The organism is Bacillus vallismortis (assembly GCF_040784915.1).
Lineage (GTDB): Bacteria > Bacillota > Bacilli > Bacillales > Bacillaceae > Bacillus > Bacillus subtilis_G.
In genome coordinates, this window is sequence record NZ_CP160797.1 from 1,235,279 (window position 1) to 1,255,291 (window position 20,013).

Annotated in this window: 21 protein-coding genes; 17 read left to right on the top strand and 4 right to left on the bottom strand. The window is 46.5% G+C overall.

Features of this window, described 5'->3' with window-relative positions; genetic code table 11:
- The first annotated feature begins 118 nt into the window (after positions 1-118).
- The gene (locus ABZM97_RS06135) at positions 119-1,735 is read left to right on the top strand and encodes a M4 family metallopeptidase (protein WP_087993470.1); all 1,617 of its coding nucleotides are present in this window, start codon (positions 119-121) and stop codon (positions 1,733-1,735) included.
- 47 nt (positions 1,736-1,782) lie between these two features.
- On the opposite strand, the gene ABZM97_RS06140 is transcribed toward ABZM97_RS06135, so the two are convergent.
- Positions 1,783-2,634 (bottom strand): DegV family protein, encoded by an 852-nt coding sequence (locus ABZM97_RS06140; RefSeq protein ID WP_367387308.1) that lies wholly within the window; start codon positions 2,632-2,634, stop codon positions 1,783-1,785.
- A 137-nt stretch (positions 2,635-2,771) separates the two neighbouring features.
- Here ABZM97_RS06140 and ABZM97_RS06145 point away from each other — a divergent pair, with 137 nt between their 5' ends.
- Together ABZM97_RS06145 and ABZM97_RS06150 are read left to right on the top strand one after the other, a co-directional pair.
- Positions 2,772-3,614 (top strand): YitT family protein, encoded by an 843-nt coding sequence (locus ABZM97_RS06145; RefSeq protein ID WP_087993468.1) that lies wholly within the window; start codon positions 2,772-2,774, stop codon positions 3,612-3,614.
- A gap of 18 nt (positions 3,615-3,632) precedes the next feature.
- Entirely contained in the window at positions 3,633-4,088 is a 456-nt protein-coding gene (locus tag ABZM97_RS06150; RefSeq protein ID WP_313886384.1) for a BsuPI-related putative proteinase inhibitor, read from the top strand.
- Positions 4,089-4,118: 30 nt separating this feature from the next.
- Here the strand turns inward: ABZM97_RS06150 and ABZM97_RS06155 are convergent, their stop codons facing one another.
- Together ABZM97_RS06155 and yitU are read right to left on the bottom strand one after the other, a co-directional pair.
- Positions 4,119-4,316 carry a DUF3813 domain-containing protein gene (locus tag ABZM97_RS06155; RefSeq protein WP_087993467.1) on the bottom strand — a complete coding sequence of 66 codons (198 nt, stop codon included), beginning with the start codon at positions 4,314-4,316 and terminating at the stop codon, positions 4,119-4,121.
- A gap of 258 nt (positions 4,317-4,574) precedes the next feature.
- On the bottom strand, positions 4,575-5,387 hold the full coding sequence (gene yitU / locus ABZM97_RS06160; RefSeq protein ID WP_367387309.1) for a 5-amino-6-(5-phospho-D-ribitylamino)uracil phosphatase YitU: 813 nt from the start codon (positions 5,385-5,387) through the stop codon (positions 4,575-4,577).
- Between the two features lie 120 nt (positions 5,388-5,507).
- Here yitU and ABZM97_RS06165 point away from each other — a divergent pair, with 120 nt between their 5' ends.
- The 13 genes from ABZM97_RS06165 (at position 5,508) to ABZM97_RS06225 (ending at position 18,764) form a co-directional block, all read left to right on the top strand.
- Positions 5,508-6,275, top strand: a complete 768-nt coding sequence (locus ABZM97_RS06165) for a prolyl oligopeptidase family serine peptidase (protein ID WP_148964265.1) — start codon at positions 5,508-5,510, stop codon at positions 6,273-6,275.
- Positions 6,276-6,339: 64 nt separating this feature from the next.
- Positions 6,340-6,648: a metal-sulfur cluster assembly factor gene (locus ABZM97_RS06170; protein WP_148964266.1), complete on the top strand. Its 309-nt coding sequence runs from the start codon at positions 6,340-6,342 to the stop codon at positions 6,646-6,648.
- Between the two features lie 63 nt (positions 6,649-6,711).
- Positions 6,712-6,882 carry a YqaE/Pmp3 family membrane protein gene (locus tag ABZM97_RS06175; protein ID WP_087993463.1) on the top strand — a complete coding sequence of 57 codons (171 nt, stop codon included), beginning with the start codon at positions 6,712-6,714 and terminating at the stop codon, positions 6,880-6,882.
- Positions 6,883-6,943: 61 nt separating this feature from the next.
- Entirely contained in the window at positions 6,944-8,374 is a 1,431-nt protein-coding gene (locus ABZM97_RS06180; RefSeq protein WP_087993474.1) for an FAD-binding oxidoreductase, read from the top strand.
- The gene (locus tag ABZM97_RS06185; protein WP_207194306.1) at positions 8,374-8,913 is read left to right on the top strand and encodes an MFS transporter; all 540 of its coding nucleotides are present in this window, start codon (positions 8,374-8,376) and stop codon (positions 8,911-8,913) included. Before ABZM97_RS06180 ends, ABZM97_RS06185 begins: the two co-directional genes overlap by 1 nt.
- 202 nt (positions 8,914-9,115) lie before the next feature.
- Positions 9,116-10,153: an N-acetyl-gamma-glutamyl-phosphate reductase gene (argC, locus tag ABZM97_RS06190; protein WP_087993462.1), complete on the top strand. Its 1,038-nt coding sequence runs from the start codon at positions 9,116-9,118 to the stop codon at positions 10,151-10,153.
- Between the two features lie 19 nt (positions 10,154-10,172).
- Positions 10,173-11,393, top strand: a complete 1,221-nt coding sequence (argJ, locus tag ABZM97_RS06195) for a bifunctional ornithine acetyltransferase/N-acetylglutamate synthase (RefSeq protein WP_087993461.1) — start codon at positions 10,173-10,175, stop codon at positions 11,391-11,393.
- Between the two features lie 14 nt (positions 11,394-11,407).
- Complete coding sequence (argB, locus tag ABZM97_RS06200) at positions 11,408-12,184, top strand: acetylglutamate kinase (protein WP_087993460.1); 777 nt, start codon at positions 11,408-11,410, stop codon at positions 12,182-12,184.
- On the top strand, positions 12,181-13,338 hold the full coding sequence (locus ABZM97_RS06205) for an acetylornithine transaminase (RefSeq protein WP_087993459.1): 1,158 nt from the start codon (positions 12,181-12,183) through the stop codon (positions 13,336-13,338). Before argB ends, ABZM97_RS06205 begins: the two co-directional genes overlap by 4 nt.
- Positions 13,339-13,410: 72 nt before the next feature.
- Positions 13,411-14,472: a carbamoyl phosphate synthase small subunit gene (locus tag ABZM97_RS06210; protein WP_087993458.1), complete on the top strand. Its 1,062-nt coding sequence runs from the start codon at positions 13,411-13,413 to the stop codon at positions 14,470-14,472.
- Positions 14,465-17,557: a carbamoyl phosphate synthase large subunit gene (locus tag ABZM97_RS06215; protein WP_367387310.1), complete on the top strand. Its 3,093-nt coding sequence runs from the start codon at positions 14,465-14,467 to the stop codon at positions 17,555-17,557. Before ABZM97_RS06210 ends, ABZM97_RS06215 begins: the two co-directional genes overlap by 8 nt.
- Positions 17,545-18,504 carry an ornithine carbamoyltransferase gene (gene argF / locus ABZM97_RS06220; RefSeq protein ID WP_367387311.1) on the top strand — a complete coding sequence of 320 codons (960 nt, stop codon included), beginning with the start codon at positions 17,545-17,547 and terminating at the stop codon, positions 18,502-18,504. Before ABZM97_RS06215 ends, argF begins: the two co-directional genes overlap by 13 nt.
- Positions 18,505-18,584: 80 nt before the next feature.
- Complete coding sequence (locus tag ABZM97_RS06225) at positions 18,585-18,764, top strand: YjzC family protein (RefSeq protein ID WP_087993455.1); 180 nt, start codon at positions 18,585-18,587, stop codon at positions 18,762-18,764.
- A 46-nt stretch (positions 18,765-18,810) separates the two neighbouring features.
- Here ABZM97_RS06225 and ABZM97_RS06230 read toward each other — a convergent pair whose 3' ends face one another.
- Entirely contained in the window at positions 18,811-18,996 is a 186-nt protein-coding gene (locus ABZM97_RS06230; RefSeq protein ID WP_087993454.1) for a YjzD family protein, read from the bottom strand.
- Positions 18,997-19,243: 247 nt separating this feature from the next.
- On the opposite strand from ABZM97_RS06230, the gene ABZM97_RS06235 reads away from it, so the two are divergent.
- Entirely contained in the window at positions 19,244-19,978 is a 735-nt protein-coding gene (locus tag ABZM97_RS06235) for a hypothetical protein (protein ID WP_367387312.1), read from the top strand.
- Positions 19,979-20,013 lie beyond the last annotated feature (35 nt).

Sequence of the window (20,013 nt, forward strand, 5' to 3'; positions counted from 1 at the left end):
AAATATCTCTGCCCTTCTTTTTTTTGGAAAATAAGAACGATGCACCACATACAAGTTTTTGTTTTTTTGATAGGATGAAGAAAAATGATAGATTCCAAAACAGGAAGGATGTGGTGTTTTGCGCAACCTAGCCAAGAAGTCTCTATTGCTAGCCGGCTTATGCACGGCGGCCCAAATGGTTTTTGTAACACAGGCCTCAGCTGATCAAAGCATCAAATATGACAATACGTATCAAACCCCTTCATACATCATCGAAAAATCATCACCGAAGCAAGCACAAAACACAACCCAAAAAGAATCACTATTTTCCTATCTTAACAAGCATCAAACGCATTTTAAGCTCAAAGGGGATGCGAACAGCCATTTTCGCATTTCGAAAACAATAAAGGATCCAAAGACAAAACAAACGTTATTTAAATTAACGGAAGTTTACAAAGGAATTCCGATTTACGGCTTTGAACAAGCGGTCGCAATGAAGGAAAACAAACAGGTGAAAAGTTTCTTTGGAAAGGTGCATCCGCAAATAAAAGACGTATCCGTCACACCGTCTATTTCTGAAGAAAAAGCAATACGTACAGCGCGGCGTGAGCTCGAGGCTTCCATAGGGAAAATCGAATATATTGATGGGGAACCGAAAGGCGAATTATATATCTATCCGCACGACGGGGCATATGATCTTGCCTACCTTGTGAGAATCTCGACATCTGAACCTGAGCCTGGCTATTGGCACTATTTCATCGATGCCAAAAGCGGAAAGGTCATTGAGTCTTTTAACGCCATTCATGAAGCGGCAGGTACAGGAATCGGCGTCTCAGGTGATGAAAAAAGCTTTGAAGTCACAGAACAGAATGGGCGCTATTATTTGGCGGACGAAACAAGGGGAAAAGGGATCAATACGTTTGATGCGGAGAACCTGAATGAAACCTTGTTTACGCTTTTGTCTCAATTGATCGGGTATACGGGCAAAGAAATAGTCAGCGGCACGCCGGTATTTAAAGAACCGGCGGCTGTGGACGCGCATGCAAATGCGCAAGCCGTTTACGACTATTACAGCCAGACATTTGGCCGAGATTCTTTTGATCAAAACGGAGCAAGGATTACGTCTACCGTGCATGTCGGCAAAAAATGGAACAATGCGGCGTGGAACGGTGTGCAGATGGTATACGGTGATGGAGACGGCTCAACATTTAAGCCGCTGTCCGGATCACTCGACATTGTCGCACATGAAATCACACACGCAGTCACGCAGTATTCCGCCGGTCTTTTATATCAAGGAGAACCCGGTGCATTAAACGAGTCCATTTCCGACATTATGGGGGCGATGGCAGACCGTGATGATTGGGAAATCGGCGAGGATGTTTATACCCCGGATATGGCGGGAGATTCATTACGATCACTAGAGGACCCATCCAAGCAGGGAAATCCCGATCATTACTCGAACCGTTACACAGGAACAGAGGATTATGGCGGAGTCCATATCAATTCGTCCATCCACAATAAAGCAGCTTACCTTCTGGCAGAAGGAGGCGTGCACCACGATGTACAGGTTGAAGGGATTGGGCGTGAAGCATGTGAACAAATTTACTATCGGGCTTTAACATATTATGTAACACCGTCTACAGATTTCAGTATGATGAAGCAAGCGGCAATCGAAGCGGCCAATGATTTATACGGTGAAGGCTCGAAGCAATCAGCCTCAGTCGAAAAAGCGTATAAAGCTGTCGGAATTCAATGAGCAAACAAAAACAGTCAGGACATTTGAGCCTGACTGTTTTTATTTGCTTATTTTTTTAAAAAGAATATCGCCAATGTGCCGGGGCCGGCGTGTGAGCCAACCGCAGAACCGATCGAATGCATGATGATCTCTTTCGGCTTGAACTCATCCTCTATCAAGTGTTTCATGCCAATGGCTTTTTCTTCATCCGCGGCATAGCTGATCCCGACGGTTTGATTGCTCCAATCATCACCGCGCTCTTTCATGAGTTCGATGATCCGTTTAAAAAGTTTCTTCTGTCCGCGGATTTTTTCCAGAGGCACCAGCTTGCCGTCCTCCATTTGAAGCAGCGGTTTAATATTCAGCAGACCTCCGACAAAAGCGGATGTTTTGGAGATGCGGCCGCCTCGTGCAAGATAGGTGAGATCATCCACGGTAAATATGTGATCAATCTGTTCGCAAAAGTTCTTTACAGACGTTTCAATTTCTTGTATTGTATTCCCGTTGATACAGAGATCGGCGGCATGCCGGACGGCCAGACCGTATCCTAATGAAGCGCATTTAGAATCAATGACCCGCAAATCGAAATCGGGAAATTCCTCTTTCACTTCATTGGCCATCATCACAGCTGTCTGATACGTGCCGGAAAGGCCTGAGGAAAAGGCAATGTAAAGAGCGGGATCACCTGTTTTGGCATATTGCAAAAATACATTTTTAATCGTTTGCGGTGAGGCTTGGGACGTCTTAGGCGTTTCTCCTTTTTGCATCGCTTCAAATATTTGATCCGCATCAATCGTGACTGCATCTTCGAATTCTTTATCGCCGAGAGAAACCCTTAGCGGAATAAAGCCAATGCCGTTTTCTTCAAAGTAAGAACGGGGCAGATCGGCGGCGCTGTCAGCGATGAGATGAACTGTCATATTGCTTCCCTTCTTTCTGTTATCGCTCGTTATCATAAGAGTTAAGCCAACTATATCATATTAATTTGCCAAAATCGTGTTCAAATATTTGTTTTAAGGGAAAACATAATAAAGAAGAAAGAGCGGAGGAACAAGCCATGGTACTAGATCAAACAAAAAAATTACTCGTCGTCATCATCGGCGCTTTACTCAATGCGGCCGGGCTGAACTTATTTTTGATCCCGGCAGACGTATATGCCAGCGGATTTACGGGAGTCGCCCAGCTTTTATCAAGCGTCATTGTTGAATATGCCCCCTTTTATATATCGACGGGAACGCTCTTGTTCCTCTTAAACATTCCGGTCGGTATTTTAGGATGGATGAAGGTCGGCAAATCGTTTACGGTGTACAGTATTTTAAGTGTCGGGCTGACTACATTGTTTATGGGAATCCTGCCGGAAACAAGCCTGTCACATGACATTTTGCTGAACGCGGTGTTCGGCGGCGTCATTTCCGCGGTCGGTATCGGCTTAACGTTAAAATACGGTGCTTCCACAGGCGGGCTCGATATCGTTGCCATGGTGCTTGCAAAGTGGAAGGATAAACCCATCGGCACGTATTTCTTCATTCTCAATGGGATTATCATCTTGACGGCAGGATTATTGCAAGGTTGGGAGAAAGCATTATATACCCTGGTTACACTGTATGTGACAACGAGGGTGATCGACGCCATTCACACCCGCCACATGAAGCTCACGGCGATGATCGTGACGAAAAAAGCGGACGAAATCAAAGAAGCCATTTATGGAAAAATGGTGCGCGGCATCACCACTGTTCCGGCTAAAGGAGCCTTTACGAACGAACAGAAAGAGATGATGATTATTGTCATCACAAGGTATGAACTGTACGATTTAGAGAAGATTGTCAAAGAAGTCGATCCGAAAGCATTTACAAACATTGTTCAAACGACTGGGATTTTTGGTTTCTTTAGAAAAGACTGACGAAAGCAGGTGGAAGTCGTGAAACGGCTGCTTGTGCTGCTCTTGCCCGTGCTGCTTTTAATAGGCTGCGGGAAAGATGAGCAGACTGAACCCGATAAGGAGGTATCAGGCGGAATGGAGAATCAAGAGGTTGTTTTATCTGTTGACGCAATTCAGGAGCCTGAACAAATCAAGTTTAACATGTCGCTGAAGAACCAAAGTGAACGTGCTATCGAGTTTCAATTCAGCACAGGACAAAAATTTGAACTTGTCGTGTATGATTCTGAGCACAAAGAAAGATACCGTTATTCGAAAGACAAAATGTTTACGCAAGCTTTTCAAAATCTGACACTTGAATCTGGAGAAACCTATGATTTTTCTGATGTGTGGAAGGAAGTCCCTGAGCCGGGAACCTACGAGGTGAAGGTGACATTTAAAGGCAGAGCGGAAAATCTCAAACAGGTTCAGGCTGTTCAGCAGTTTGAAGTGAAATAAGAGGCTATGGCAAATCGCCATAGCCTTTTTTTACTGAAGTTTCTCCAGCTGATCCTGAAATTGATGGAGCTGGCGACGTTCTGCATCTGTCGAGTTGGCGTACGCAGAAGACACAGCATTTTTGGCTCTCAGAATCGCTTGATCCTGATCGCCTTCCTCAAAGCCGTTTGTCACCATGACAGCCTGTTGAACGAATGATTTTGCCTGCTGAAACAGTTCATTTCTCATTTAATATTCATACTGCCTTTCCGCCGAGTCTCGTGCCGCGGCATGCTGGTGAGCTTCTTCTAAAGTAGACCGATATGGAAATTTTGCGGCGTGTAGCCCGACGGAGTCTTTACCCTGGTGAATAAACCTTCTGGATTTGCTTCGTTTACCCATTTTGAGACTGCCCCCTTCCATACTTTGACGAGATGAGTCGTCTTCAATAGTATGGTGGGGCGAAGTCATGTTTATGAATGGGAAAATATTAATACGGGCCGGCCTTTAAAGTGAAAAATATTCTTTCAAAAATCTTGCCACGCCGTCTTCTTCATTTGTAACGGTTGTTCGGTTGGCAACCTGCTTGACCGCGTCAATTCCATTTCCCATCGCAACGCCGCAGCCGGCGAATTCAAGCATTTCCAAATCGTTATCCTCATCCCCGAAAGCAATGATCCGCTCCTGCGGCACGCCGTAATAATCGCTGATTTTCTTCATGCCGACCGCTTTATTCATGCCGCTTTTAATAATTTCTATGACATGCCACGGCGCGGCCCATCTTCTATGGTCGATCACCTCGGCGTGCACATTCGATAAATAGGAGCGTATGGCCGGCACATCTTCTTCTTTTGCGTGAATGAGAACGGATGTGACATCCTCGCCAAGATTTTCCCGCAAGTCTCCGACCGTCACGTTTGTTGTATTCATGTTAAAAGCATCAATCAAGTGCTCATCATGGTAATGAAAGTACACGTCGTCAATGACTTCAGCGAGCACATTATGTACGTTGTAGCTCTCGCTGATATCCACCAGCTGTTTCACAACATCAAGCGGCAACGAGGTATGGTACCGTCCCCAGCTGTCGTCCTGCGGATGATGGACAAACGCTCCGTTAAAATTGACAATTGGCGTAGTCAGCTCCATCTGCTGGTAGTACATGGAACTTGAACGGTACGGACGTCCTGTTGAGATGCAGACATAATGCCTGTCATCTTTTAGGTGCTGTATCGTCCGAAGGGTGTTTTCTGATATGGTTTTATCATCCTTTAATAACGTTCCATCTAAATCTAATGCGATTAAATAGGGTTTTGTCTCCATGAAAAGCTCCTTTAACCTTAGAGTTTGCTTGTTTTGCCTTAATTACAGTGTAGCTTTTTACCATCTTTATTGTCTACATGTTACACTTATGATTATGGTTATCCTAAGGAGGGGCACACTGTGATTCAAATTGAAAATCAAACCGTTTCCGGTATTCCGTTTTTACATATTGTAAAGGAAGAGAACAGGCACCGCGCTGTTCCTCTCGTGATCTTTATACATGGTTTTACGAGCGCGAAGGAACATAACCTTCATATTGCTTATCTGCTTGCGGAGAAGGGCTTCAGAGCCGTTCTGCCGGAGGCTCTGCACCATGGCCAACGGGGAGAGCAAATGGCTGTTGAAGAACTGGCCGTCCATTTTTGGGACATCGTCCTCAACGAGATTGAAGAGATCGGCGCACTCAAAACCCATTTTGAAAAAGAGGGCCTGATAGACGGCGGCCGCATCGGCCTCGCAGGCACGTCAATGGGCGGCATCACAACGCTTGGCGCACTGACTGCTTATGATTGGATAAAAGCCGGCGTCAGCCTGATGGGAAGCCCGAATTACGTGGAGTTGTTTCAGCAGCAGATTGACCATATTCAATCTCAGGGCATCGATATCGACGTGCCGGAAGAAAAGGTAGAGGAGCTGATGAAGCGTCTCGAGTTGCGGGATCTCAGCCTTCAGCCAGAGAAACTGCGCCAGCGCCCGCTATTATTTTGGCACGGCGCAAAAGATAAAGTCGTGCCTTACGCGCCGACCCGGAAATTTTATGACACGATCAAGTCCGATTACAGCGAGCAGCCGGAACGCCTTCAATTTATCGGAGATGAACACGCCGATCATAAAGTCCCGCGAACAGCTGTGTTAAAAACGATTGAATGGTTTGAGACACACTTATAAAGCACAAAGGTGTTAACAAGGGCAGGATTTACGTTATACTGTAGAAAAAAAGGAGTGAGGGAACGTGGAAGAAGCATTAAAAGAAAACATCATGGGCGCCCTGGAGCAGGTTGTCGATCCTGAGCTTGGCGTTGATATCGTGAACCTTGGTTTGGTATATGATGTTGATATGGATGACGACGGTTTAACACACGTTACAATGACATTGACATCAATGGGGTGCCCTTTAGCGCCGGTTATCGTGGATGAAGTGAAAAAAGCGTTAGCGGACATTCCCGAAGTGAAAGAGACGGAGGTTCACATTGTGTGGAATCCGCCTTGGACAAGAGATAAAATGTCCAGATACGCGAAAATCGCGCTTGGCATTCAATAAAACAAAAGAGGGCAGCCTGACATATGAGGCTGTCTTTTTTTACAGCTGGAAGGAGTGAAGGAAATGATGTATCTGCTGGCTGTCCTATGCCCGCCGCTCGCAGTTTTGTTTTCGGGAAAACCGGTTCAGGCATTGCTGAATCTCATATTGACCTGTATCTTTTGGCTGCCGGGCGCGATTCACGCCTGTTTTATCGTTGCCGACCGCCGCGCCGAAAAACGGGCAAGGAGATAGCCTGGAAAAATGAGGGCGCAGACCTGGTATAATGGTCATAAAAAACAGCAGGGAGAGCGCCATGAAAAAGAAATTGCTTGCATTCGCGCTTTGTACAGGCGCGTATGCGGCCCTGTTTGCGTACTCTGTGCACTCAGATCAAAAAACAGACACAAGCGAGATGACGGATGTCAGCCGACTGATGCCGGTGAAAATTAAGCAGACAGTAAAAGGGCAGGAAGAGGAAACGCTCATTGACACGATCAAAGAAGCAAATCGAAAAAACATAAAGATCTCAATCGCCGGAGCCCAGCATTCCATGGGCGGCCATACATATTATGAGGACGGCATCGTTCTCGACATGACAGGCTACAATAAAATCTTGTCGTTCGATCAAGAGAAGAAAATCATCAGAGTCCAAAGCGGCGCGACGTGGAATGACATCCAGAAATACGTGAATCCATACGGACTCGCGGTAAAAGTCATGCAGTCACAAAATATTTTCACCATTGGAGGATCTCTCAGCGCCAATGCCCACGGACGTGATATCCGCTACGGCTCGCTGATTGATACTGTCAAATCATTTCGGCTTTTAAAAGCGGACGGAACGATCGTCACCGTTACTCCAAAAGATGACTTGTTTACAGCAGTCATCGGAGGGTACGGTCTTTTTGGCGTGATTCTTGATGTAACGCTTGAGCTGACGGATGATGAGCTATATGTCATGCAGACTGAAAAAATGAATTACAGCGGATACGCAGACTATTTTACAAAGCACGTAAAAGGAAATCCGGATGTCCGAATGCATCTGGCGCGAATTTCAACAGCGAAAAAAGGTTTTCTGGACGACATGTATGTCACGAATTATGAATTGGCAAATGATCAAGATCGGCTGTCATCATACAGCGATCTTAAAGAAGATGAGTATACCGGGATCACAAAGTTTGCACTCGGCTTGTCGAGACGGTATGAATGGGGCAGAAATTGGCTGTGGAACACGCAGGAATCCTATTTCCAGAGCCAAAACGGCACAAAGATCTCACGCAATAACGTCATGCGGTCCGAATCAACATTTCTCGAATATGAAAACAATGACAACACAGATGTTCTGCAAGAATACTTTGTGCCGGTGAAGGAGTATGCGTCCTATATTGACGACCTGAGACAAACGCTGTCGGACGAAGATTTGAACCTTGTGAACATTACCATCCGCTACGTGCAGAAAAATGAAAAAGCCGACCTTTCCTATGCGAAGGATGATATGTTTTCGCTCGTGCTTTTAATAAACGAGGGATTTTCAAAAGAAGCCCAGGCAGACACTGCCCGGATCATCAGGCGCATGACAGATGTTGCCATCAAGCACGGCGGCAGCTATTATTTGCCGTATATGACGTACCAGACAAAAGCGCAAATGAGGCAGGCGTATCCGAAATGCGAAGCGTTTTTTCAGAAAAAACGAACGTATGACCCGGATGAGCGCTTTATGAATTATTTTTATCAGAGGTATAAATAATGGGGAAAAACAAATTAAAATGGCTGACATTATCACAAAGCAGCGTGTTTTTCGCAAGCAGCTTAATCTTTCCGTTTTATATTTTGTTTGTGAAAAATATCGGCTCAAGCTACACGCAGTTCGGTTTTTCCTACGGATTATTCGGGCTGAGCGGAGCGCTCATTTATCCGCTCCTCGGACGGCTGTCTGAGAGGCTTGACAACCGTTATTTTCTGCTTGCAAACTCTTGGGGTATGGCCGTGCTGCTTTTGTATGTCCCGCATATCGGAAGCGTTGTTCAAATGTATATCGTCCAAGTGCTGTTAGGGCTCTTTGGTGCGATGCAAAAGCACGGAGAAAAAGTGCTGATCGCCGATTTTACAGACAGCGGAGAGCGGGGAAAAAAGATTGGGAATTACCATTTTTGGACAGCTGTCTTTTCAGCAGCCGCCATTATGCTCGGCGGCTTTCTCGCCGATTTTTTTACGGTGCAAATGATTTTTTATGCAAGCTCTATTCTGTATTTTTTAAGCGGATTGATGATGATGAAAACAGGCTGACCGCGTCAGCCTGTTTTTTTATTCAGTTAAAAAAGCGGCAGATCAACGTTTTCTGGTGCAACAACGTTACTTTTTTTGAGCGGATTTTTCATTGAACAGAAAATGTACAAATGAATAAAAATATTAAATATACGATTGAATTAATTTTTATTCATGTTATAATGTTAAATAATTTCACAAAGACCAAGAAGGTGAACTTGTTTTGAAAATAGGAATTGTAGGCGCTACAGGCTATGGAGGCACCGAACTTGTCCGGATTCTCTCGCATCATCCTCATGCAGAGGAATGTATACTTTATTCATCCAGCGGTGAAGGGAATGTCTATAGCGAGGTTTATCCTCATCTTACCGGCTTAGCCGAACAGAAGCTGAAGCCGATTGAAATGAATACGATCAAACACGAAATAGATATCATGTTTCTTGCTGCACCGCCCGGGGTATCGAGTGAATTGACTCCGCAGCTGGCAGATGCGGGAATTCCGGTGATTGATCTGTCAGGTGATCTGAGGATACAAGAGCCCGCTGAATATGAAAGATGGTATAAACGGAAATCGGCACCGATGGAAGTGATTCATGAGGCGGTTTACGGCCTGGCAGAACTGAATCAAAAGCAAATCCAACAGGCGAAACTCATTGCCAATCCGGGCTGTTTTCCAACTGCTGTTTTGCTTGGCCTCGCGCCATTGGCTCAACAGAAACTGCTCAATGAATCCTTCGTTATCGTTGACGCGAAGACCGGTGTTTCCGGAGCGGGAAGAAAAGCATCCATGGGAACTCATTTTTCTGAGCTGAACGACAATTTTAAAATTTATAAAGTCAATGAACATCAGCACACGCCGGAAATTGAACAGGCGCTGCAAGAATGGCAGCCAGGGCTGGGGCCTATTACATTTTCGTCTCACTTGGTTCCGATGACAAGGGGCATCATGGCAACGATGTATACGCAATTAACCTCTGGCCTATCAGCAGATGACCTGCATCATTTATATTCGGAATTTTACCAAGATTCATATTTTGTGAGAATAAGGCCAAAAGGGCAGTATCCGCAAACGAAGGAAGTGTGCGGCAGTAATTTCTGTGATATCGCCGTTACCCTGGACGAGAGAACGAACAGAGTCACGATCGTCTCGGTAATCGATAATTTAATGAAGGGTGCCGCCGGTCAGGCTGTGCAAAACTTTAATTTGATGAATGGCTGGAATGAAGAAACCGGGCTCACCATGACGCCAATTTATCCATAGAACGGGAGAGAATCGAACCATGATTCAGTTAAGTGAAGAGCAAATTATAAAAGTAACAGGTGATGTATCCTCGCCAAAAGGATTTCAGGCAAAGGGCGTGCATTGCGGGCTGCGCTACTCGAAAAAAGACCTTGGCGCCATTATCAGCGAGACACCGGCCGTAAGTGCGGCGGTTTATACCCAAAGCCACTTTCAGGCCGCTCCGATCAAAGTCACACAAGACAGCTTAAAGCATGGGTCAGCATTGAAAGCTGTCATCGTTAACAGCGCCATTGCCAATGCCTGCACGGGAGAACAGGGCATAGAGGACGCATACACAATGCGGGAGAGTCTTGCCGCACAGCTGGGTATGGAGCCGGAGTTTGTCGCCGTTTCATCAACGGGCGTCATCGGCGAGTATTTAGACATGGAAAAAATTCAGGCAGGCATCAAACTGCTGACACAAACACCCGCGGGATCGGGAGATTTTGAGGAAGCGATCTTAACAACCGATACGGTGATCAAGCAGACGTGCTATGAGCTGACAATCGGCGGCAAAACAGTCACGATCGGCGGAGCGGCTAAAGGCTCGGGAATGATTCATCCGAACATGGCCACGATGCTGGGATTTGTGACGACAGACGCGGCAATTGAAGAAAAAGCGCTGCAAAAGGCGCTTCGCGACATCACTGATGCTTCATTTAACCAAATCACAGTTGATGGTGAAACATCCACGAACGACATGGTATTGGTCATGGCAAACGGCTGCGCCGAAAATGAGTGCCTGACGGAAGATCACCCAGACTGGCCGGTCTTTAAAAAAGCGCTCTTGCTAACTTGCGAGGATTTGGCTAAAGAGATTGCGAGAGACGGAGAAGGCGCGACAAAACTAATCGAAGCCCAAGTGCGGGGGGCGAAAAATAATCTTGACGCGAACGTGATTGCGAAAAAAATAGTCGGTTCAAATCTCGTGAAAACGGCAGTCTACGGAACAGATGCCAACTGGGGGCGCATCATCGGTGCCATCGGGCACAGCACAGCTCAGGTGACGGCGGAAGAAGTAGAGGTTTATCTCGGGGGCCAATGCCTGTTTAAGCATAATGAACCTCAGGCATTCTCTGAATCTCTCGCCAAGGAATATCTTGAAGGAGATGAAATCACCATTATCATCAAGATGGATGAAGGTGACGGGAACGGAAGAGCGTGGGGCTGTGACCTGACCTATGACTATATCAAAATTAACGCGAGCTATCGCACATAATAAAGGGGAGCATGATGAAGAAAACAATCGTTTTTAAATGCGGGGGAAGTGTCATCCGTGAGCTGTCGGAGGAATTTTTTCATAACCTGAAAGAACTGATGGCGTCAGGATGGAAACCGGCGATCGTTCATGGCGGCGGCCCGGAAATCACAAATATGCTGAAACGGTTAAATATCAAAACAGAGTTTTCAGGAGGACAGCGCAAAACAACGAAGCCGGTGCTGGAAGTGGCTGAGATGGTTTTATCCGGCTCGGTGAATAAATTTTTCGTTGCCGAGCTTGCCAAACACGGACTGCGTGCCGCAGGCATCTCCGGTAAGGACGGCGGTCTTCTGGAGGCGGATTATCTCGATCCGGAAACATACGGGGAAGTCGGAGAAATCAAAAAGGTCGATACATCCATGGTGAACGCGCTGATGGAAAAGGGCATCATTCCTGTTATCGCGCCGCTGTCTATGACGAGTGACTGCAAGACGCTGAATGTGAATGCCGATCTGGCTGCTTCAGCAGTCGCCGGAGCGCTTGAAGCCGATAAGCTGATGTTCGTCACAGATGTCGATGGAATCTTGAAAGAAAAGCAGCGTCTCGACGTCCTGACCCCTGAGGAGATTCAAATGCTGATCAAACAGGAAGTGATCACAGGGGGGATGATTCCGAAGGTCAATTCAGCCTTGTCGGCTTTATCAGATCAGGTGTCTGAAGTCATGATCGTAAACGGAAAAAGATCATTCTTCACAGAACAAACCTTTCAAGGAACAAAAATTGTCAAAGCAAAGGAGGCTGTTTCATGAGCAGCTTGTTTCAAACCTACGGACGCTGGGATATTGACATCAAAAAAGCAAAGGGAACGTACGTTGAGGATCAAAACGGCAAAACCTACCTCGATTTCATTCAGGGGATTGCGGTGTCTAATCTAGGCCACTGCCATGAAGCGGTGACGGCAGCAGTCAAAAAACAGCTCGACAGCGTATGGCACGTATCCAACCTGTTTCAAAACAGTCTCCAGGAGCAAGCTGCACAAAAGTTGGCGGCGCACAGTGCGGGAGATCTCGTTTTTTTCTGCAACAGCGGCGCGGAAGCGAATGAAGGCGCGATAAAGCTCGCCCGAAAAGCAACTGGAAAAACAAAAATCATCACTTTTCTTCAGTCGTTCCATGGCCGCACGTACGCAGGGATGGCCGCGACCGGACAGGATAAAATCAAAACAGGCTTCGGCCCGATGCTGGAAGGCTTTTACTACCTTCCGTACAACGATCCGTCCGCTTTTGAGGCTCTTGGCGAGGAAGACGGCATTGCCGCTGTGATGCTTGAGACAGTGCAGGGAGAAGGCGGAGTCAATCCGGCAAGCGCTGAATTTTTAACAGCCGTACAGTCGTTTTGCAAGGAAAAGGAAGCTCTTTTAATCGTTGATGAAATCCAGACCGGCATCGGCCGCACAGGAAAGGGCTTCGCCTACGAGCACTTTGGGCTCTCACCTGATATCATCACAGTCGCAAAAGGATTGGGAAACGGCTTTCCAGTCGGTGCTGTCATCGGCAAAAAACAGCTGGGAGAAGCGTTTACCCCAGGTTCTCACGGAACGACTTTCGGAGGAAATATGCTGGCGATGGCTGCTGTGAATGCCACACTGCAAACTATATTCCAGGCTGACTTTCTGCAAAAGGCTGCTGACAAAGGGGCATTTTTAAAAAAACAGCTCGAGGCTGAGCTAAAGAATCCTTTTGTCAAACAAATCCGCGGTAAAGGATTAATGCTTGGAATTGAATGTGATGGACCGGTTGCCGACATCATTACTGAATTGCAGACATTAGGCTTGCTTGTATTGCCGGCCGGCCCGAACGTCATTCGGCTGCTGCCGCCGCTCACCGTGACAAAGGATGAAATAGCAGAAGCCGTCAGCAAGCTGAAACAGGCGATCGCTCATTATTCCGCTGTAAACCAGTAATTTTTTTTTTCGACATCAAGGTATAAAAATTCATTTTTATAATTAATTATTCATCAAGAGGTGGGCTGTTAGATGGAAGGTTATTTAGTGTTAGAAGATGGAACAGCGTTCAGCGGCGAGCTGGACGGTCATGGAAGCTGCACGGGAGAAGCTGTTTTTTTTACAGGAATGACAGGCTACCAGGAAGTGCTTACAGATCCATCATATAAAGGACAGATTATCGTATTTACCTACCCGCTGATTGGCAACTACGGCATTAATGAAAAGGATTTTGAAAGCAAGAAACCGCAAGTGAAAGCCGCGGTTGTCTACGAGGCATGTGATCATTTTTCTCATCATGAAGCCGTATACAGCCTCAAGGAGTATCTACAAAAATGGAACATTCCGCTGTTGACCCATGTTGATACAAGGGCTGTCGTGAAAAAAATCCGCGCAAACGGAACGATGGGTGCGACTGTTACAGGCTCTATAGAAGCCGCTGAGATCGCCCTTCAGCCAGAAAACGTGGCAGAGCAGGCATCCGCGCAGGAAATCAGCACATTCGGCGACGGCCATAAACATATCGCCCTCATTGATTTCGGCTATAAAAAGTCCATCGCGTCATCACTCGTGAAACGGGGCTGCAAGGTCACCGTTGTGCCGTATCAGCAAATGGAAGCTGTATACGATATAAAGCCGGACGGCATTGTGTTATCGAACGGACCCGGAGACCCGAAAGCCATTCAGCCTTATTTAGGAAAAATCAAAAGCATCGTCAGCCGTTATCCGACGCTCGGCATCTGTCTCGGACATCAGCTGATCGCGCTCGCGTTCGGAGGGAATACATTTAAGCTGCCGTTCGGACACAGGGGCGCAAATCATCCGGTCATCGACCGTGAAACGAAACGTGTCTTCATGACTAGCCAAAACCACAGCTATGTGGTTGATGAACAGTCTATTAATGAAGCAGAGCTCACGATCAGGTTTCATCACGTTAATGATACGTCAGTTGAAGGGCTCTCCCATAAAAAATGGCCTGTCATGAGTGTGCAATTCCACCCGGAAGCCCATCCCGGACCGGCGGAAAGCGAATGGATTTTTGATGATTATCTAAAGAATGTGATACCAGCAAGGAGAGAAATCGCGCATGCCTAAAAACACCAGTATTTCAAGCATATTAGTAATCGGCTCTGGCCCGATCATCATTGGGCAGGCAGCGGAATTTGATTATTCAGGCACTCAAGGGTGCATCGCGCTGAAGGAGGAAGGCTATCGGGTGATCCTCGTCAACAATAATCCGGCGACCATTATGACCGATGATGCCTTCGCTGATGACATTTATTTTGAGCCGCTGACAGCAGAAAGCCTGACAAATATCATTAAGAAAGAACAGCCTGATGGGCTTCTTGCCAATTTAGGCGGGCAGACCGCGTTGAATTTAGCGGTGGAGCTTGAAGAAACGGGTGTTTTAAAAGAGCACGGCGTCAAACTGCTCGGCACATCCGTTGAAACCATACAAAAAGGTGAAGACCGGGAAAAATTCCGTTCGTTAATGAATGAATTGAACCAGCCCGTGCCGGATAGTGAAATTGTAGATAACGAGGCGGACGCCCTCCGTTTTGCGGAATCCATCGGTTTTCCTGTCATTATCAGACCTGCTTACACATTAGGCGGAAAGGGCGGAGGCATCGCCCCTAATAAAGAAGCCTTTACAGCCATGATTAAACAGGCGCTGTTAGCAAGCCCGATCAATCAATGCCTTGTGGAAAAAAGCATAGCCGGATTTAAAGAAATCGAATATGAAGTCATGCGTGACCGCAATAACACATGCATTACCGTGTGTAATATGGAAAACATCGATCCGGTCGGTGTGCATACAGGGGACTCCATCGTTGTGGCGCCGTCACAAACATTGACGGATGAAGACTATCAAATGCTGCGGACGGCAAGTCTGACGATCATCTCAGCGCTTGATGTCGTAGGCGGCTGCAACATTCAATTCGCGCTTGATCCATTCAGCAAGCAATATTACGTCATTGAAGTCAATCCGCGGGTAAGCCGGTCATCGGCTCTCGCGTCTAAAGCAACCGGTTATCCGATTGCCAAGATGGCTGCGAAACTGGCGGTCGGATATACCCTTGATGAGCTGAAAAACCCGCTCACAGGGTCAACTTACGCAAGCTTTGAACCGGCGCTTGACTATGTGATCGTCAAATTTCCGCGCTGGCCGTTTGATAAATTCAAAAACGCAGACCGCAAGCTTGGCACAAAAATGAAAGCCACCGGTGAAGTGATGGCGATTGAACGGAATTTAGAAGCGGCGATACAAAAGGCAGCAGCTTCCCTTGAACTGAAAAACAGCGGTACGCATCTTCCAGAGCTCAGCGGCTTGTCGATTGAAGCGCTATGGGATTTGGCAGTCACTCCGGACGACCGCAGATTTTTCGTTGTCATGGAGCTGTTGAGCCGCAGCGTGACGATTGAAGACATTCATGCGAAAACAAAAATTGATCCGTTTTTCCTCCATACCTTTGACAACATCATCAAACTGGAAAACCGCTTGATGGAGGCGGGAAGCGATCTCTCTTTTGACTTATTGAAAAAAGCAAAGGAGAAGGGATTTTCAGACGCAACGATTGCCTCGCTGATCGGCAAAACAGAAGAAGAGGTACGCGCGCTTCGCAAGGAGATGGGCATTACACCTTCCTTCAAAATTGTCGATACATGCGCGGCTGAATTTGATGCGAAAACAAACTACTTTTACTCGACATATTTCGGAGAGACAGATGGTGACATCAGCCGAAAAGAGAAAAAACGCGCGCTGATTATCGGATCGGGACCGATTCGCATCGGCCAAGGAGTTGAATTCGATTACAGTGCCGTTCATGGCGTGCTGACACTGCAAGAGCTTGGGTTCGAAACCATCATGATTAACAACAACCCAGAAACGGTCAGCACAGATTATGAAATTGCGGACCGCCTGTATTTTGAACCGATGACTACGGAGCACATTTTAAACGTGGCGGAGCAGGAAAACATCGATTTTGCAATCGTGCAATTCGGCGGCCAAACCGCGATCAATGCTGCTGAAGCGCTCGAAAAAGCCGGCATTACCCTTCTCGGAACCTCGTTTGAAACGCTCGACGTGTTAGAGGATCGGGATCAATTTTATCAGCTTCTTGATGGGCTTGGCTTGAAGCACGCAAAGGGAGAAATCGCTTATACAAAAGAAGAGGCGGCTGAAAAAGCTGATGAGATCGGCTATCCGGTGTTAATCCGTCCGTCTTATGTCATCGGCGGAATGGGCATGATCATTGTTGACTCGCACGCTCAGCTTTCTCAGCTGCTGAACGGAGAGGACAGCATGCCGTACCCGATTTTAATTGATCAGTATGTGTCAGGTAAGGAAGTTGAAATTGATTTGATTTCCGACGGTGAAGAGGTTTTTATCCCGACATATACCGAGCATATTGAACGGGCAGGTGTCCATTCGGGAGACAGCTTTGCCATCCTTCCCGGACCGTCCATCACAAGCGGGCTGCAGCAAGACATAAAAGATGCCGCGCAAAAAATTGCCCGAAAGCTTTCATTTAAAGGCATCATGAACATTCAATTTGTGATCGACAGTGGAAACATTCTCGTCCTTGAAGTGAATCCGAGAGCGAGCCGCACGGTTCCTGTCGTCAGCAAAGTAATGGGCGTTCCGATGATTCCGCTCGCCACACGGCTGCTGGCGGGGGCGTCTTTAAAAGATGTAAACCCGGCAGTTCAAAATCACCACGGCGTTGCTGTAAAGTTCCCGGTCTTTTCATCACATGCGATTCAAGATGTAGATGTCAAGCTTGGGCCGGAAATGAAATCAACGGGAGAAGGCATGTGTGTTGCATACGATGCCGACAGCGCCTTGAAAAAAATCTATACACGTGTCTGGAATCAAAAAGGAAGCATTTATTTCCAAAATGGGCCGGACGATATCAAGGAATTAGCGGAAAACGCCGGTTTTACGGTACATGAAGGGACATTTGCCTCATGGATGGAGCTGGAAGGAAAAGCGATCCACATCAATTTGAGCGGCTCTGAAGAAGCGCGCAAAGAACGTTTAGAAGCCATGACGCACGGCATCACCGTCTTTACAGAAGAAGAAACCGTGCGGGCGTTTTTACAAAGCGGTTCAGGCCATCCGCAGCCTGTATCTCTCAAAGATCTCTATAAAAAGGAAGTGGCATCATGCACACAGTGACGGAAACCAGTTTATACGGAAAAGATTTATTAACGTTACAGGATCTTAGTGAACAGGATATAAACGCCTTGCTCGCAGAAGCCGGTGAACTGAAACAAAACAAAATTCAGCCTATTTTCCAAGGCAAAACCTTGGCAATGATTTTTGAAAAATCATCAACGCGGACCCGTGTTTCATTTGAAGCAGGCATGGCGCAGCTGGGCGGGAGCGCTCTCTTCTTAAGCCAGAAAGATCTGCAGCTGGGGCGCGGTGAAACCGTCGCTGATACGGCAAAAGTGCTGTCAGGCTATGTCGATGCCATTATGATCCGGACCTTTGAGCATGAGAAAGTGGAGGAGCTTGCCAAAGAAGCTGACATTCCGGTCATCAACGGACTTACTGATAAATACCATCCATGCCAGGCGCTGGCGGATCTCTTGACGATTAAGGAAATGAAGGGGAAGCTTAAAGGCGTGAAAGTCGCGTACATCGGTGACGGAAATAACGTGGCGCACTCATTAATGATCGGCTGCGCGAAAATGGGCTGTGATGTCTCGATCGCTTCGCCAAAGGGATACGAAGTGTTAGATGAAGCAGTTGAAGCGGCAAAAACATCTGCACGTCAATCGGGCGCTACTATCACACTTACAGCTGATCCGGTTGAAGCTGTAAAAGACGCGGATGTCATTTATTCTGATGTGTTTACAAGCATGGGGCAGGAAGCGGAAGAACAAGAGCGTCTCGCTGTATTTGCGCCTTATCAGGTGAATGCGGCGCTGGTCAGCCAAGCCAAGCCTGATTATACTTTTTTACATTGCCTCCCTGCGCACCGTGAGGAGGAAGTGACAGCGGAGATTATTGACGGGCCGAATTCGGCGGTATTTCAGCAGGCGGAAAACCGTCTTCACGTGCAAAAAGCACTGCTGAAGGCCGTTTTATACAGAGGGGAATCATCGAAAAACTGCTGAGCTCAGCAGTTTTTTTGATGGAAACATATTGACAGGCGAATAGGCGCATACTACAGCAAAAAGGAAAAGGAGGAAAAACAGTGGGTCAGCAGCATCAATTCCGTCCGGGACAGAAGGCGCCCAACAATGGCGTCTACGTTGAAATCGGCGAGACAGGTAGTATGGTTAAAAACCCGCAAAAGATCCATTTGTCAGCAGGGGATATGTTTCCTGAGACATCAAATCACAACCGGCTGTGGACATACAAAAGAAAGCCGTGATCAAGAAAAAACCCAAAACAATGAAATGTTTTGGGTTTTTGGCGTTTTAATGCTGGCTTGCATTTTTGTTCATAGGCATGATTTCTGCTAAAACCATGATCAAGACATACAGTACTACAGCAATGACAGATGATGTTTTGAATTGATACGCAACGCTGTTCATGCTGGCAACCAAGTAGCATGCCATATGTGATAAAAGGAACGTCCAAATAAAGGCAATAATATATCGCACGTTTCCACCTCGTCCTTCTCATTCTATTCTAAAAGCTATCATACCATACAAAAAGCGAAGGGGGAATCCAATTTTAGAAGAAAAATGAGGTGACAAAAGAGTCTGATTCGATACACTTTAAATAAAACAAAAAACATCGAATGGTATAATAGCCAAAACTCATAAAGGCTAGGACTTTACCTTATTCGTTTCTTTTCTTTTTACATAAGATAGCGTGAGATGAAGTGTGAAAGGAGGCGGGCAAGCGATGGGAATAACGGAAAGGTACTTTCAATTGGGAACGGAGCAGAATGTGATTCATCTGCCCTATCGCCCAAACGGCTTTGGCATCTTTATCTTGGGGGACAGAACCCACTTTGTCGGAAATGATTCAAGCTTTTGGCTGCAGCATTACGGCAGAAATCAGCTTCTGAACATGCTAAGGAATGAAGGATACACTCTTTTTAACAGCAATCTCTACGGAAGGCATTGGGGCGCGAAAAAAGCGGTCGCCTATGCCAAACAGCTGATACATTCCGTTCTGAAGCAGGAAATACTCAATCCGAAGATTCATATTTTAGCAGAAGGAATGGGTGCTCTCGTGGCCGATGAACTACTTCGTTTTTCCCCGGATCATATCCGTTCAGCCGCAATGTTGAATCCTTGTCTCGATCTTCAGGCTCATTATGAATCAGAGAAAGAAAATAAATTTTTCTATAAGCAATTTTTGAAAGAGGTATCGGAAAGCTGCGGAATAACTGAAAAAGAAGCGGAAGCGTTCCGTTACAAATCAATTGAAAGCTATCCGAGCGGCGTGCCGGTTCATATATGGCAGCGAATGACCGGAGCGCCCTATCCATACAGCGTACATGCGGAAGCATTCAAGGAACAACAGCAAAAGCGAGGTTCACCAGTCGACATGACATTTCACTTATTTGAGCATCCAAGCAGAATTTATGCATCAATCTGCAAATTCTTTCACAGTCATGAAAAAGAGTTATAGAGAATACAATAACAACAGCCTTCTCTTTTGCGGAG

Bases quoted from the DNA above. Each gene is read 5' to 3' on its own strand.
- ABZM97_RS06205 (WP_087993459.1), top strand. From the start codon at position 12,181: ATGAGCAGCTTGTTTCAAACCTACGGACGCTGGGATATTGACATCAAA.
- ABZM97_RS06235 (WP_367387312.1), top strand. From the start codon at position 19,244: ATGGGAATAACGGAAAGGTACTTTCAATTGGGAACGGAGCAGAATGTG.
- yitU (WP_367387309.1), bottom strand. From the start codon at position 5,387: ATGGAGACAAAACCCTATTTAATCGCATTAGATTTAGATGGAACGTTA.
- argB (WP_087993460.1), top strand. From the start codon at position 11,408: ATGAAGAAAACAATCGTTTTTAAATGCGGGGGAAGTGTCATCCGTGAG.
- ABZM97_RS06155 (WP_087993467.1), bottom strand. From the start codon at position 4,316: ATGAGAAATGAACTGTTTCAGCAGGCAAAATCATTCGTTCAACAGGCT.
- ABZM97_RS06215 (WP_367387310.1), top strand. From the start codon at position 14,465: ATGCCTAAAAACACCAGTATTTCAAGCATATTAGTAATCGGCTCTGGC.
- ABZM97_RS06210 (WP_087993458.1), top strand. From the start codon at position 13,411: ATGGAAGGTTATTTAGTGTTAGAAGATGGAACAGCGTTCAGCGGCGAG.
- argJ (WP_087993461.1), top strand. From the start codon at position 10,173: ATGATTCAGTTAAGTGAAGAGCAAATTATAAAAGTAACAGGTGATGTA.
- ABZM97_RS06145 (WP_087993468.1), top strand. From the start codon at position 2,772: ATGGTACTAGATCAAACAAAAAAATTACTCGTCGTCATCATCGGCGCT.
- ABZM97_RS06175 (WP_087993463.1), top strand. From the start codon at position 6,712: ATGATGTATCTGCTGGCTGTCCTATGCCCGCCGCTCGCAGTTTTGTTT.
- ABZM97_RS06185 (WP_207194306.1), top strand. From the start codon at position 8,374: ATGGGGAAAAACAAATTAAAATGGCTGACATTATCACAAAGCAGCGTG.
- ABZM97_RS06140 (WP_367387308.1), bottom strand. From the start codon at position 2,634: ATGACAGTTCATCTCATCGCTGACAGCGCCGCCGATCTGCCCCGTTCT.
- ABZM97_RS06180 (WP_087993474.1), top strand. From the start codon at position 6,944: ATGAAAAAGAAATTGCTTGCATTCGCGCTTTGTACAGGCGCGTATGCG.
- argF (WP_367387311.1), top strand. From the start codon at position 17,545: ATGCACACAGTGACGGAAACCAGTTTATACGGAAAAGATTTATTAACG.